Origin of the sequence: Aromatoleum buckelii, from assembly GCF_012910785.2 — a bacterium.
GTDB classification, from domain to species: domain Bacteria; phylum Pseudomonadota; class Gammaproteobacteria; order Burkholderiales; family Rhodocyclaceae; genus Aromatoleum; species Aromatoleum buckelii.
On record NZ_WTVH02000001.1, the window covers coordinates 320314 to 334342 of the forward strand.

9 protein-coding genes and 1 pseudogene are annotated in these 14029 nt (G+C 64.1%); 5 read left to right on the forward strand and 5 right to left on the reverse strand.

From position 1 onward, the window contains the following. Positions 1–800: 800 nt before the first annotated feature. Positions 801–1673 carry a hypothetical protein gene (locus GO608_RS01485; protein WP_169200323.1) on the forward strand — a complete coding sequence of 291 codons (873 nt, stop codon included), beginning with the start codon at positions 801–803 and terminating at the stop codon, positions 1671–1673. A gap of 51 nt (positions 1674–1724) precedes the next feature. Continuing rightward, positions 1725–2636, forward strand: coding sequence for a bifunctional GNAT family N-acetyltransferase/nucleoside diphosphate kinase regulator (locus tag GO608_RS01490; protein ID WP_169200324.1), 912 nt, complete (start codon positions 1725–1727; stop codon positions 2634–2636). Between the two features lie 381 nt (positions 2637–3017). Here the strand turns inward: GO608_RS01490 and GO608_RS19650 are convergent, their stop codons facing one another. Together GO608_RS19650 and GO608_RS01495 are read right to left on the reverse strand one after the other, a co-directional pair. Continuing rightward, positions 3018–3152: an SEC-C metal-binding domain-containing protein gene (locus GO608_RS19650; RefSeq protein WP_169200337.1), complete on the reverse strand. Its 135-nt coding sequence runs from the start codon at positions 3150–3152 to the stop codon at positions 3018–3020. Beyond that, entirely contained in the window at positions 3130–6243 is a 3114-nt protein-coding gene (locus tag GO608_RS01495) for a tetratricopeptide repeat-containing protein (RefSeq protein WP_169200325.1), read from the reverse strand. The genes GO608_RS19650 and GO608_RS01495 overlap by 23 nt, the downstream gene beginning before the upstream one ends. A 432-nt stretch (positions 6244–6675) precedes the next feature. On the opposite strand from GO608_RS01495, the gene GO608_RS01500 reads away from it, so the two are divergent. Further along, complete coding sequence (locus GO608_RS01500; RefSeq protein ID WP_169200326.1) at positions 6676–6945, forward strand: DUF4197 family protein; 270 nt, start codon at positions 6676–6678, stop codon at positions 6943–6945. Between the two features lie 30 nt (positions 6946–6975). On the opposite strand, the gene GO608_RS01505 is transcribed toward GO608_RS01500, so the two are convergent. Together GO608_RS01505 and GO608_RS01510 are read right to left on the reverse strand one after the other, a co-directional pair. Beyond that, positions 6976–10728: an FAD-binding oxidoreductase gene (locus tag GO608_RS01505; protein ID WP_169200327.1), complete on the reverse strand. Its 3753-nt coding sequence runs from the start codon at positions 10726–10728 to the stop codon at positions 6976–6978. A 189-nt stretch (positions 10729–10917) separates the two neighbouring features. Next, positions 10918–11142 (reverse strand): annotated as a pseudogene (locus GO608_RS01510) (LysR substrate-binding domain-containing protein); the annotation flags it as partial. Positions 11143–11574: 432 nt separating this feature from the next. On the opposite strand from GO608_RS01510, the gene GO608_RS01515 reads away from it, so the two are divergent. Further along, positions 11575–11979 (forward strand): nuclear transport factor 2 family protein, encoded by a 405-nt coding sequence (locus GO608_RS01515; protein ID WP_169200329.1) that lies wholly within the window; start codon positions 11575–11577, stop codon positions 11977–11979. A gap of 132 nt (positions 11980–12111) precedes the next feature. After that, positions 12112–12486: a hypothetical protein gene (locus GO608_RS01520; protein WP_169200330.1), complete on the forward strand. Its 375-nt coding sequence runs from the start codon at positions 12112–12114 to the stop codon at positions 12484–12486. Between the two features lie 292 nt (positions 12487–12778). Here the strand turns inward: GO608_RS01520 and GO608_RS01525 are convergent, their stop codons facing one another. Continuing rightward, on the reverse strand, positions 12779–13777 hold the full coding sequence (locus GO608_RS01525; protein ID WP_211159606.1) for a UPF0149 family protein: 999 nt from the start codon (positions 13775–13777) through the stop codon (positions 12779–12781). Positions 13778–14029 lie beyond the last annotated feature (252 nt).

Sequence of the window (14029 nt, forward strand, 5' to 3'; positions counted from 1 at the left end):
CGGGCGAGTCGAGGTTTTTCGAGGCGCCCAACCGGCGCCACATGAGTGGCGGTAACTGCCGGTCAGCAGTCCTTGGCGCCAGCTCTGCGACGAACGTCAGCTGCCGTCTGCCACTTGGGACGACTACGGCGTGGTTAGATGTGATGAGATTCGTTGGTCAACCAACAGAGGATTCCTCGGCAGGCCCAGCGGGTCGGTTTGACACTGTTTCTGGAGACGAACTATAGTCCTCCCATGGCTCTGTTCCCCCTCTCCGCCCCAATCGTCTTCGCGCCCTGTGCTGCCGCGAAGATGGGTGGTGGTGCCGCGTCGCTTCACGCGGAACGCCCAGGAGTCTGCTCGATTGCCGCAGATTCCTAGGCCCGGCGATACGCTTTTCCCCCAATAGCGCAACAAAACTATCGCCGGGCTCAACTGAAGCGAGCTGGCGGCTGACCGTTGTCGGTGCCGCGCTTTCAGGACTCGCCATTTTTCCCTGCTTCACATCGTCATCGTGCTTGTGCCGCACGCCGCGTCCATTCGCCTGATCCTTCAGCGATTGCCAGCGGCTGCAGCGCGATTCCTTTTCCGCCCCATCTGGTGCGGGATAACACTTGCCATCCAGGAGTTTTATGAACGTCCATAACCACAGCATCTGGCCGCCACCGGGAGCCTGCAACCTCAACCACCCGGCGCCTGCTGCCCGACACGGCGCATTGCTGCAGCAATTAGTGTGTGCCGCACTGATCTTCCCGGTAGTCCAATTGCCGGACGATGCCGCCTCCCCCCGTGATCAAGCGGTCGGATAAGGAGTGAGAGCGATGGATATCTCGCGTCAATTTGTCCGGCAGAAAAATCCCTGTGCCGATGGTTTCCGCTGGTTCATGCGCCATTTTCAGGAAGGCTCCGACTACCAGCCCCTGCTCGACGCGCTCGTGGCAGCCGGGCGGATTTCTGATGCCTGTTGGCTGATGGATCAGTTCGGGCCGACCAAGGCGGTGCTTGAAGTCGATGCGCTGGAAGCGGACGCTGTCGTGTTCGCCGGCAGTCTGCTTGTTCGTGGCCCGATCGATGTGGACACCGTGCTGCGCATCGGGGGCGGCTTGCGAGCCGAGTCCGGCATTCGGGTCGGTCGCAGCCTGCAGGTTGGTGAAGACCTGTGGGCGGCCGGAAATGTCCGCTCGCTGGGCTGCCTGCAAGTGGAGGGGGATGTTCGTGCCGACTGGAACCTGCTGGTGGAGGAGCGCTTGGACTGCGGCGGCGACCTGCGCGTCGGCTGGGATGTCGAGGTGGGTACGGATTGCACGATTGGCGGCCAGACGACGGTGGGCGGTGACGTCGCGGTGGGCGCCGCCCTGAAGTGCCAGAGCAATCTCCGCGTCCGGGGCGCTCTGAAGGTCGGTGGCAGCGTCTGGTCGGCGCAGGGCATCGAGGTGAATCAGGGTATCGATGTCAGCGAGCATCTGGAAGCGTCCTGGGGGATCGTCTCCGGCAAATCCATCGTCGCTGGCGGGGCAATCAAGGCGGGCGAGAGCCTGGCGGCAGAGGAAATCATCCAGGCCGGAGAAGGCTACGGCATCTACGCCGGCCTCAGCGTGCCGGTGGCGGTATGGGAAGCCAGCGCCTGGGTGCGCGCACGGGAATTGCCGAAGCGGCTGTTCAGCGGCCATTGGCATGCACCGGTCACGTCCTGAGCATCGCGGCTTGTCCTTGTCTTCCCCATACCCCTGCAGGAGTCTCTAAAAATGAACACACCTTTCGTTTCCCTGTGTCCCGAGATCACCCGGGCAAACGCGCTGACGCTGATGGACTGGCTGGAGGACGAGGATGTCACCCGCTTTCTGAGCGATTCGCGCCACGTCTCCCGGTCGATCGAGCAGGTCATCGGTCGGGTCCAGTTGCCCATCCTGACCCATCTGTTCAACCAGGGCGGCCGGTTCTTCATGGCCTATGATCAGCACGACGTGCCAGTGGGCTTCGTGCGTCTCGTCAAGATGGGCCCGGACTGCGAGATGGTCCTGGTCATCGGCGACCGCGACAACTGGGGTCGCAAGTTCGGCGCCAGCGCCATCCGCGAAGGCATGAAGCTCGCCTTCTTCGAGATGCGCGCGGAGAAGCTCATCGCCAAAATCCACCCGGAGAACGTGCGATCGCTGAACGCTTTCCTGCGTAGCGGCTTTTTGCCGGAAAGCGAAACGCCGGCGAGGAAGTCCCTGGTCATGAGCTCGGGGCGCTATCTCCGGCTCTTGCGCGAACGCCCTGCGGTTCACACCGCCGACATCTACATCACCGAGATCGACAAGGCACGGCTCAGGAGTCTGATCGACCTCGAACAGGGCTCCGATATTTTCGAGCTCGAGCATGAGATCGAGCGAGCCATCGTCGTCGATCCCAGGAAAGTGGCCGAGGATGTTGTCACGATGAACTCCCGGGCCTTGCTGCAGGTGAACGACGAGGAAGTGGAAGTCGCGCTGGTTTACCCCGAGGAGGCGGACGATCGCGCCGGAAAACTATCGGTTTGCTCCGGCATCGGCACCGCGATCTTGGGCTACAAGGAGGGCGATGCATTTAGCTGGCGGATTCCGAACCGAACCTGCCATATCCGGATTGGGAAAGTGCTTTATCAACCGGAAGCTGCGGGCGATTTCCACCTGTAGGTCTGCACGCTGCGCAACCGTCGCAGATCACGCAGTGAGCGCTCGGGCCGGCTGCGATTCGGCGGTAGCTCCTCGCCACAATCGACCGGTTGCTGCTGAAAGCTGATCTTCAATCCCGCGCGATACTAAGGTCTGCATTGGGTCCAGTCGAATCATCGAAGGCTAAACGGCGGGTTTCAGGGTGGACCTGCCGCCCGCAAGCGAAGACCAGACTGCAGAGCGTCGGTCTGACTGGCCTTTCACCTGAACCTCATTGCGACCATTTGCGAATTGCCTCGACCGACCGGCCACGGACCAGCGGTGGCAGAAAGAGCATGCAACGGGCTGGCCGAAACGGTCATTGGCGACGGCAACGAGCGCTCGCAATACCGCAAGAACCGCCTACTCGAGCTTGCCATGGCAGTGTTTGTATCGCTTTCCCGACCCGCAGGGGCAGAGACTGTTTTGCGGCGGTAAAGCACCCTCGCCAAGTACCTTGCGCGGGCACGCCGTCTTAACGCTTTTGCGTCTCGAAATGGACTATCCAATCTTGCGTGCCGAGCGTCTCCGGATGGTCGGGGCCCAGCACGCGCTGCTGGTCAGTTAGCAGGGCCTTGGACAGGGCCAGCGCCGCGCCCGCGTCGCCGGCCTGGCCGGTCCAGTGAGCGATGTTGCCGCGGCTCGTCAGCGTGTTCGGATGGTCGGGGCCCAGCACGCGCTGCTGGTCAGGGAGCAGGGTCATGGACAGGGCCAGCGCTGCACTCGCGTCGCCGGCCTGGCCAGTCCAGGCAGCGATGTTGGCACGGGTCCTCAGTGTGTCTGGATGGTCGGGGCCCAGCACCCGCTGCTGGTCAGGTAACAGGGCCTTGTACAGGGCCAGCGCCGCGCACGCGTCGCCGGCATGGCCGGTCCAGGCAGCGATGTTGGCACGAGTCCCCTGCGTGTCCGGATGGTCGAGGTCCAGCACACGCTGCTGGTCAGGTAACAGGGCCTTATACAGGGCCAGCGCCGCGCCCGCGTCACCGGCCTGGCCGGTCCAGGCAGCGATGTTGCCGCGGGTTGTCAGCGTGTCCGGATGGTCGGGGCCCAGCACACGTTGCTGGTCAGGTAACAGGGCCTTGGACAGGGCCAGCGCCCCGCCCGCGTCACCGGCGTGGCCGGTCCAGGCAGCGATGTTGCCGCGGGTTGTCAGCACGTCCGGATGGTCGGGCCCCAGCACACGCTGCTGATCAGGTAACAGGGCCTTGTACAGCGCCAGCGCCGCGCCCACGTCACCGGCCTGGCCGGTCCAGGCAGCGATGTTGCCGCGCGTCCTCAGCGTGTCCGGGTGGTCGGGGCCCAGCACACGCTGCTGATCGGGTAGCAGGGCCTTGTACAGGGCCAGCGCCGCACCCGCGTCGCCGGCCCGTCCGGTCCAGTGAGCGATATGGCCGCGGCCCGCCAGCGTATCCGGATGGTCGGGGCTCAGCATACGCTGCCGGTCAGGTAGCAGGGCCTTGTACAGGGCCAGCGCCGCGTCCGCGTCGCCAGCCGCGCCGGTCCATGCAGCGATGTTGCCACGCGTCGCCAGCGTGTTCGGATGGTCGGGGCCCAGCACACGCTGCTGGTCGGGTAACAGGGTCTTGGACAGGGCCAGCGCCGCGCCCGGCTCGCCGATTTGGCCCGTCCAGGCCGCGATGTTGCCGCGGGTCGTCAGCGTGTCCTGATGGTCGGGGCCCAGTACACGCTGCTGATCGGGTAGCAGGCCCTTGTACAGGGCCAGCGCGGCGCCCGCGTCGCCGGCCTGGCCCGTCCAGGCAGCGATATGGCCGCGAGCCCTTAGTGTGTCCGGATCGTCGGGGCGCAGCACACGCTGCTGTTCCGGCAGCAGGGCTTTGAACAGGGCCAGCGCCGCGCCCGGGTCGCCGGCTTGGCCGGTCCAGGCAGCGATGTTGGCACGAGCCTCCAAGGCGTAAGGGCTGTCCGCATCAAGCCGCTCAGCCAGTATCGCGCTTGCGCGAATCCAGGCTGTCTTGCGGGCACTCGCAAGGAGTCCAATGGGGAGCGAGTCTTCCAGGGTGAAGAATGCCGAGCGGAATACCTCGGCATCGAGCAATCCGGTTTGGGCGTGGCTCAACAGGATGTCGGAGGCTCGCGTGAAAGCCGCTAGCAGGGCACCCGTCGCATGTTGGCGAACGCCTTGCGCCAGCAACTCGGAATAGTGCGCGACGAGTACGTTGATCACCGTCTCCGCCTTCTTCGGACCGTTTTGTTGGTCCTTCAGGTTTGAGAGCAAGGCCTCCTGCATCTTGCTGTGAAATCGGTAGGTTTGCCCGATGGGCAGAACGTGGGAGTTGTCCGGCCCGACAAGGTCGTGAAAGTCCTGAATCTGGATGCCCTTGATCACATGCCGGCTGACCAGCACCTGAAATACCCCCTCGTCAAACTCCAGCGCAAGCGCCAGAGATTGCAATGCACTGAGTTGGGACGCAGGCATGTAGCGCAGGAAGCGCTCCTGCAGATCCTTGTGCCCATGGCCCAGATGCACACGCGAATCGAAGTGGTCACGGTGCGTGCCGATCTGTTTGATCGCCAGATCCAGTGCGAAAGGGTGAAAACTGCGTTCGGTCGATTCCGCAGGGCTCTCCTCGGCGGCGTCGAGAATCGCATCGCCGTTTGTGACCATGATTTGAAGAATCTGCCCGCATACAGAGTCGGTCGCGTGCGCCGTGTACCAGTCCATCACCTGGCCCAGAAAAAGGCGTGCGTCTTCCAAGCTCAAGCCGCCGACGCAGTGCTGTTCAATCAGGGCGTCCCAGGTTTCCTCCGGTGCATCGTCCCGGTGGTCGTAAAGGATTCGCCACAGAACCCTGTTGCGGCCGAAAAAGACGAAACCGCAACGAGGCTGCGGTTCGTGCGTCGCCAGGCGGTCGCACAGTGCTTGCAGCGCCCATTGCGAATTGCGGGCGTTGGTGGTGGACTGAATCCGTTCGAAACCATCGACGGCAATGCACAAAGCGTAGGGATGACTGTTGCGCTCGCCCTGCGCCTCGAGGAAATCCAGGAGGTCCCCGGCAAGGACATCATGGGCATGCTTCTCGAAGTCTGCGCTCGCGAGTTCTGCAAGCTCGAGATTGGGAAAACGCTCGGCATAGCGCTTCGCGCGCCGGGAGTCTCGGAACGCGATTGCAGCCTTGAGCGCCAGATTGACCCCTTTGATCGACGTGGCAAGATCCGTGAATTGGGCCCAAATCGATCCGACGACTTCAGAAACCTTCTCGGGCGCTCCAAGAAATTCCTCGATTTCATCGCGGCTGAAGGCAGCGGACTCTGCCATTCGCGCCTTCCAGGCAAGGCAGTAGATGTCGAACAGAGGAAGCGAACAGCCCGCATGTTTCAGCGCGGTCCGCAGGTGTCGAGAGAAGAAATCGAAGATCGGGTACTCGGGGGTGAACGTGTCGGAATCGAGATCGACTTGCGCAAAGGCGAGCGGAGGGCCTCCTTGATCCTGCATCTCCGCTCGGAAATCGTTGATCGATTTTTCTCGCAGAGCGGTCTTGCCTGCTCCCCCGACCCCATAGAACACCTTGATCGGCTTAGACAGGATGAACGGGCGCGCCAGCAGTTCGATGAAGAACGCACGCAGCACGTTGCGCGAGTCCTCGCGATCCGTAAAGACATCCGCTGCTCTTGGGCCCGGGGGTGGGCGGAATATTCCCTTACTTCGAGCCATCCAGTCCTCCGCAGGGCTGAATTCGGTCCGGCAGGCGATTGCAAACGACCGGTTCGGAACCGATAGGTGCTGATGAGATTGTGCACTCTCTCGGACAGGTGCGAAACAAGTGACGGCCGGTGAGATCTGCTTCGCAAGGTAAGGCTGATGTCTCCTCGGTGGCGCGAGCGAGCGGTAGCTACCAAAGGGGAGCCGGCAGTCAGATAACCGGTTTCAGAAATGAACGAACGCCTGCTGATGGCCGTTATGAATAGTTGTTCATAACGGCCAGAAGGAGACGGTCGAGATTTCACCCAGTAGTGGCTATTGCCGCGCACGGGACAGGGTGGCGTCCGCAGGACGCTTGAAATGGTCAGTGCCATGACCCGCGCGACCAAACAGGCTGGGACCAAGGCAATACCGTTGCTCGCGCCTGCCATCGAGAACCTGAGCATGCAGGATGCGAAAGGCATCCTGAGCGGCGGCGAAACCGCGGCAGCAGAATATTTCCGCAGGACTACGAGCGACCAACTCACCCAAAAACTCCTGCCCCTCGACACTCGGGCGACGGGCCGGGGCGGCCTGGCGGAAAAATACAGGCCTTGCGATCGCGTACGTCCCGGCGTTCGTGTGGTGTAAGGCGTGCGCGCGGCGTGGCGTATCGAACCATCACGCCAGACCGCAGCGCCGCATGAAGATGTTGGTAAAGGTTCCGCCCCCCAACGCGCGCTGAACAGCTTTCCACGCGTCGATGCGCGGATTGCCGTAGGTGCTCTCGAGATCGATGAAGCGCAGCATGCCGTTGCTCTGCCCCCAATGTAGCGCACCGCCTTCGGTGCGCGTGAGTTGCTCGACCAGGCGCACAAGCCCATGCCCGTCGGGACGGCCGATCAGCGACACCTCGACCATGCCGCTCGGATCGAAGCGCTCCATGCCCAGCCACGCGCTGGTGCGTCCGGTGACCCGCAGCGAGAGCCAGCCGGCGGGGAACATCTTGCTGTCGCTGGCGACACCCTGGTCGAAGGCGTCGAGCACGGTGTCGACAAAGGAAACCGCATCGGGCACCACGACCATCAGCCCGGGCTGGTCGAGGCTCGGCACCTGCGGGAAGAAGCTGAAGGCGGCTTCCACCGAAGTGCCGCCCAGCGTCGGAAACGCGCGCTCGGTGCTGCCCCCGGCCATCACCTTGTAGCCCACGTCGATGGTCGGATCCGCGGGGTTGCCGGGCAGCGGAAAGGTCTTGCGCATCACCAGGTCGGTGACGGCGCGCACCGCCCACGGGTAATTGTTCTCCTTGCAGAAAACCAGCAACGCATGCAGCTGGTCGAGCACGCTGCCTTCGCTCGAAGGGCCGTGAAAGTGGAAGTTGAGCGCCTCGTGATGGCCGAATTCAGGACTGTTGGTGATCGCGTTGCGGATATCGTCGGCGCTGACGTCGGTGGAGTTGGCGAGCGGTGTCACGCCCTGCTTGCCCTGGAGCGGCACTTCGGCGCGGTTGCTGGCGTAGCAGTTGTGGCTGCCGTCCGCATTGCGGATCGGATTCACCACCACCTGGGCGAAGCGATTGGGGGGGTTTCCCAGGTTCGGATTGGCGCGCAGAAAGTCGCGCATGCCGGTCCACGTCCCGTTGAAGAAGTCGGCAAACGCGTTGGGCGACGCTTCCGCATTGAAGGCCTCCCAAGTCGACCACCTGTTCCATTGCAGCAGCGAATACTGCGGCACGACCTCGAGGATCACCGCGTAGATCACGCCCATCGCCCCCATCGACACGAGGGTCGCGCGGAACATGTCATCGTCGTAGTGAATGGTATCCGCAAGGCATGGGTAGACCCGCCGCAGGCGGGCCGGGTCGGTGAGGTGCGCGGCCGGTTCGATCCAGTGATGCACGCCGCCGGCGCCGACCAGATAGATGGCGCGGACCGCGTCGGCGAGCGGCGGACGATCGAAGTCGCCGCCGTGCGTCCCGGTCGAGAAGGCGCCGGCGATGGTCTGGCCCGACGAACCGCCCATCGTCCGCAGCGCGCGGCGAGGGCTCTGCTCGTCGAGGAGGGTGTTGAGAAAGTTGATGGTCATGCCGGCTTCGACGAAGAAGAAACCGGCCGGGTCCTGGCCGTCGGCGAGCACCGCGGAGAGAAGCGGCTGCAGGCTGCGGTCGAGCGTCGTCGTCTCGACTGCGTGACCGAAATTGCCCTCGAAATTGCGCGCGAAGCTGTGGAGCTGCGCCTCGTTGAGCGCGCCGGCGAGCCCCAGCCGTCGCAGCGGTCCGGCCACGGCCTGGATCGCGCCTTGCATCGGAGTGTCTTGCGGCAGCACGGTCTCCGAGAAGCCCCAGCCGCTGCCCAGCGCGCGCACGCTCTTGCCCTGCGCCTCGGCGTCGCGGATGGCGCTGGCGAGTTCGTACTGCGTCGTCGGGCGATACTGCGTGGGGGCCGGCAGAAAGCCGAGGAAGGTCTCGTCGGAGTCGACGATGCCCCAGTTGCTCCACGGCTGGTCGCCCCGTGCCCACGCGCCCGACATGTTCTCGAGGGCCTGGCAGTGCTCGGCCGGCGACTGGAAGAACACGAAGAAAAGCCGCCCTTCTAGATGGCCCGAGGCCATCGCGCGCACCTCGACCGGGCCGCGCGCCGTCGCGTCGGTGGCAAAGTCGACCGGCATGCGCGTCTGCCCCGGAGCGATCGTGACGGCGGCGGCCACCTGCAGCGCCTCCGGGCGGCTCGACAGCAGCCTTACCTCGATCCCGCCGGCTGGTGCAGGACAGGAGAGCTCGACCACGAAGCGGCCGTTGCTGCCTGCGACCAGCTCGTCGCCGGCCGGCACGTCGCGGATGAGATCGAGGCGCGCCACGCGCTGAATGGTCAGCGCCAAGGGGCCCGCCTGGCCGCACGCTTGGGCACCGGCAAGACTGCGCGCTTCCAGCGTAAACGTCTCTTCGCTCGCGGCATCGAGCGCCACGCAACCCTGCGCGCCGTCCTGCCGTACGATGTCGCCTGCGGCATTACGGATCACGACCTCGATGCGCGCGCAAGCCGGAAGCGACGCGCTGGGCATCGGGTCGTCCAGTCGCACCTCCCAGCACAGGTTGATCAGCCGGCAGGGCTCGGCCACCACCACCGGTCCAGGGTCGCCATCTGCCGTGAATGAGGCAATCACCGGCGGCTGGATGACGTTGATCAGCACGGGCGTATCAGGGGTCACCGAGCCGCCCGGGAAATCGGGAAAATCGAAACCGCACAGCCGCTCCAGGTTACCGCCCGCGCCGCGTCCGCCGGTGGCGAAGGGCCCACGCAGGAAAACGTTGCCGGTGCGCGAGTTGGCAGGAATACGGAATCGGAGCTCCTGCGCGGTCACACCGACCACCGCGGCAGTGATGTCCTGGCCGCGGAAGATCAGGCGCACCTCGCCCGGCAGCGGCACCGGAAATTCGCGCCCCGCTGCCGGGCGTCCGATGAAGATCCGGTTCGGATCGTAGTCATGGCACACGCAGTCGGGTTCGACCGAGGCCAGCAGATCGAGATAGGGGTCGCCCAGCACGCCCGCCACCGCTTCCTCGTAGAGTGTGGCGCACAGGTCGGCCAAGTTCTCGCACCATCCCGGCTCCAGCTCAGCGGGGCCACCCGAGACGGGCGGCGTCGGGATATCGGGGGGCGGCAGGCCGCCGTCGTCCGAGGGCAGGATGGGCTCCGAGGGGCCGCCGAAGCCGCCGCTCGGATCGCTTGGGTCGCCGAACCCGCCGAAATCTCCGCCGGTCGCGCCACTCGGCGCACCACCGGGCTCGCCGGGCGGCGTGCCGCCCTCGCCCGTCGCCTGCCACAGGGCGCGCTCGAACTGCGCCACCAGCCCGATGCGGTTCCGCAGATAGGTCGTAGCCTGCGTGGTGTGTACCGGCTTTCTCGCCCCGTCGCGCACATCCAGCTGGAATCCCGCCTGCAGCACGTCGCGGGCGCCGCTCAGCAGCTCGCCGCAGCGGCGCGCGGCGCCGGCCGACGCACCCGGGCCGCCGCCCGGCAGCGCGCCTTCCCCTCTTGGCGCAGCACCGGAACCGGCGCCGTCGGTGCTACCCGGAGTGGCTCCTGCGGGGACCGTCGCCGAGGCGAAAAGCGGCCCGAGGAATCCCCGCACAGGACGCGCAAGCTCGTCCCGCAACGCCTGTTCCGCATCCTTGCTCCCGCCCAGCACATCGCCCGCGAGCCGCGCAATGGCATTCAACTCGTGGATGGCGGTGGTGACAGCCTTCGGGGCGCGGGCGTGGCGCAGGGGAACGTTTTGCACCCGCGCGGCCAGCGCAACCAGCCGGTCGCGCGAAATGATGGCAGAGCCGCGCGACGCAGGGGCAGGTTTGACCGGACTCCTGCCAGCCGGAGAAGATCGTTGCGCCCTGGAGTCGTCGCTGCGCATGCCTTTCGATACGTCGCGGTCGGTCATGAAGGTCTCCTGCCAAGGCACACCGCGCGCTCGTCCCGGCGCCTTCGCGATGACGTACCCCAAAAATAGACCATGAGCTGCGACCGGCAAGTGGCCGGTCGCCCTGATTGGCGGAGCGACCTCGCGCGCGCCACACACACACCCGTCGTTCGCGACAGCCGCACAGCGAGCGACGGTCCGGGAGCCAAATCAGGCCCGCCTCACGCCGCATACCGTCCGGCAGAACTTGATGAAGGACCTGACCTTGCGCGGCGTACGCCGCCCGGGCGGGTGCACGGCATACACGCCGCCGGTCGGGAGCAACCACTGCGGCAGCAGGCGAACGAGGTTGCCGCTCGCGAAATCGGCTTCGACGCTGAACTGATCCAGCCCGGAGATCGCGGCGCCGTGTCGGATCAGTGCGCGCAAGGTGGGGGCCGAGTCCCCTGCGGCCGCGGCGGGTTCTCACACCGAAGGCCCGTCACAGCAACCGCCGACCGCGCAGCCTCAATCATCCTCTCCGGTACCCACGGCACCCTCGCAACCTACTGCGCCGCCTTCACCCGTCGCAGCAGCCACTCGTACCGACGGTACTGCTTGGAGCGGGTGGATAGCCGTCGGCGGCGTCGGAAACCCACCCCCGGGGGTGTTCGCGAGGGGCCGAGCCTGTCCAGAGCTATCGCGCAGTCTGCTTTCCTCCCCGGCCTCAAGCGAAGCGCAAATTCCAGTGCTGGCGCGAGTAACGTCCAACCCCTCCATCGAGCGGACCGCCACAAGCAAGCTTCGCCTGCTTGCGTCTGCCGCTCAAGTCGAACGTTGGGCGTCAGGAGTATCATCGTGGGTGGGCGCGACGAAGGAGGTCAAGTCATGCCGAACGTGAAGGCAGCGGTCACCATCGAGGTCTTACAAGCCTTTGCCGAGGCGTGGAATCGCCATGATGCCGAGGCCCTCATGTCGTTCATGAGCGATGAATGTGTCTTCGAAGCCTCTGCAGGCCCGGAAATCTACGGCACCCGCTACGCGGGCCGTGAGGCAGTGCGGGCTGGCTTCGCTGAAGTCTGGGCAACCTTCCCCGATGCTCACTGGGGCAACGCGCGCCATTTCGTCCACGCGGACAGGGGAGTGTCCGAGTGGACGTTCACGGGAACGCGGGCGGACGGCACTCGCGTCGAAGTACAGGGTTGTGATCTGTTCACCTTTCGAGACGGCAAGATCGTGCTGAAGAACTCCTACCGCAAGAACCGTCCGCCTCTCGGTAGCCCGAAGCGCTGAGTCTGCGGGGGCGCCGAGCCCATGACGCGCAACCTTTCCATCGAACGGACGTCTTCCGCCGGCAAGCTTCGCCTGCTTGCGTCTGCCGCCCAAGTCGAACGTCGGCGCCTTGTGCGCGCCGAAGGAGCATGAATGCACCCCATCGTCTATATCGACACCTCCTCGATCCGCGACGGGAAACTCGAGGAACTTAAGGTGGCCATGAAAGGCTTGGCCGCGTTCGTGGAAGCGAACGTGCCGCAGCTAATGTCGTATGGCTTCTTCCTCGATGAGACCCAAACACAGATGACCGTCGTCGCCGTTCATCCCAACTCGGAATCGCTCGAATTCCACATGGATGTAGGTAGCGGCGAGTTCCGAAAATTCGCGCATCTCATCGACCTATCGAAGATCGAAGTCTACGGGCGAGTTAGCGAGGGGGTGCTTGAGCGGCTGCACCAGAAGGCACGAATGCTGGGGAGAGGAACGGTTGCCGTATATGAGTTCTATGCAGGGTTCGCTCGGTGAGAATGAAGCGCTCCGCCTACTTCAGCCATAATGCTGCCGCAATCTGTGCTTAGCGAGCATGCCGCCCAACCATCGCTTGCAGGGGACGCGCCGCAAGCGGCGCGCCCCTGTACGGAACGTTGAACGACAACTTCGCGCCAGCCTCGATGACGACAATGGGTCGGCAGTTCGCGTTCGCTGTATAGGAATTCTGCTGTTCGTGGCCGCGCAATGCTGAACGCCAGGTAACCGGCCCATTGCCGTGTGATCGGGCGCGGCAGACGAACGGCAGGTCACGCCAAAAGCATAATATTCAATGAAGTGTCGAGGCTGCTCCACAGCACTTCTTGAACTTCTTCCCGCTTCCGCAAGGACAGGGGTCGTTACGGCCAACCTTCGGGTGCTCGCGTGTGACGGTTCCGGCCTGTTGGAGCTCATATATCGCCCGCCGATAAGGCAACCAGAAACGGTAAATGGACGCAACGGATGCTTGTATATGCTTGGCGAGATCCTCACGCTGCGCCGGTTTGTCCGCGAGCGCCAGCTCGTTCTCGCTGAGATCGTCACCGCCTAGCAGACGAATCGGGTTGAGCCACTCATATCCCCGCGGATCATCAAATAGCGGCTGCCAATCGGCGCGACAAAGCGCGACCCCGTCCATGAAACCGGCGGCCCACATCTCGGCATCGATGAATTCCTTGGACTTGTCTTCAGGAATGAAGATGTCGAAGATCGGTTCGTGGGAGTCCGCATCATACTCAAGGCTCCAGATGATGCCATTGTAGTGACGCATGATCATCTGCATGACTCGCTGCGCCTCGTCCATGGTCTCGAAGTGGGGCGCGTCTTCTGCACGCTTCCCCCATATGCCCGAGTACCACTGACTCATGTTCAAGCTGGTCGGACCGACGATGATTGCCGTGAGATAGCCGTCCAGGTGATCGAGCAACATCGTTTCATCCGATGTGGCATCAGACAGCAAGAAGGCATCCAGTTCTTCCAGCTCCCCGTCCGACAAAGGGGTTGCAAGTCGTAGCGGGTTGCTCCCCATGCCTGAGCTTCCTGCCGCCTGGCTAGGTTCGCCAATCAGCGACTCGATTCCGTCCTCACGAATGGTTCGCATGACTTCATCAAGTGCGGCTTGATCAGTTCCGAACTGATCGTCCCAAACGGTGGAGTTGCCATGTTCGTCGACGACCTCCAGTGTCCACGCGGTATGCGGCATTCGGTAGATGCAGATCTCGACCGTATGAGTACCGACGGTGTAATGCCGTTGCAGCGGGGAGTGGATCAGGTCAGGTTCGTCGTACATGGGGTGCGCATCCTGTGTGAGGTCGCCATGGTAGCAGTTGGGATGACGATCACTCGCGGACCAGGCTGGATGGAGGCGCTAAGCTTTTGGATAACCGCGGACCGGCCGTTCGAGAACGCTGAAGGCGGTGCGGGAGCTTTCCGCAACACTGTTGCCGCTCATTCCGCGCAGGCTGGCCGTCAGCATTGGCCGAGATGCTGAAGTACAGCATCCGGCAGGTCTGGGGGCGAACCAGCCCCTCGAAAGTCTGTC

Bases quoted from the DNA above. Each gene is read 5' to 3' on its own strand.
- GO608_RS01515 (WP_169200329.1), top strand. From the start codon at position 11,575: ATGCCGAACGTGAAGGCAGCGGTCACCATCGAGGTCTTACAAGCCTTT.
- GO608_RS01520 (WP_169200330.1), top strand. From the start codon at position 12,112: ATGCACCCCATCGTCTATATCGACACCTCCTCGATCCGCGACGGGAAA.
- GO608_RS01485 (WP_169200323.1), top strand. From the start codon at position 801: ATGGATATCTCGCGTCAATTTGTCCGGCAGAAAAATCCCTGTGCCGAT.
- GO608_RS01505 (WP_169200327.1), bottom strand. From the start codon at position 10,728: ATGACCGACCGCGACGTATCGAAAGGCATGCGCAGCGACGACTCCAGG.
- GO608_RS01525 (WP_211159606.1), bottom strand. From the start codon at position 13,777: ATGTACGACGAACCTGACCTGATCCACTCCCCGCTGCAACGGCATTAC.
- GO608_RS01500 (WP_169200326.1), top strand. From the start codon at position 6,676: ATGGTCAGTGCCATGACCCGCGCGACCAAACAGGCTGGGACCAAGGCA.
- GO608_RS01490 (WP_169200324.1), top strand. From the start codon at position 1,725: ATGAACACACCTTTCGTTTCCCTGTGTCCCGAGATCACCCGGGCAAAC.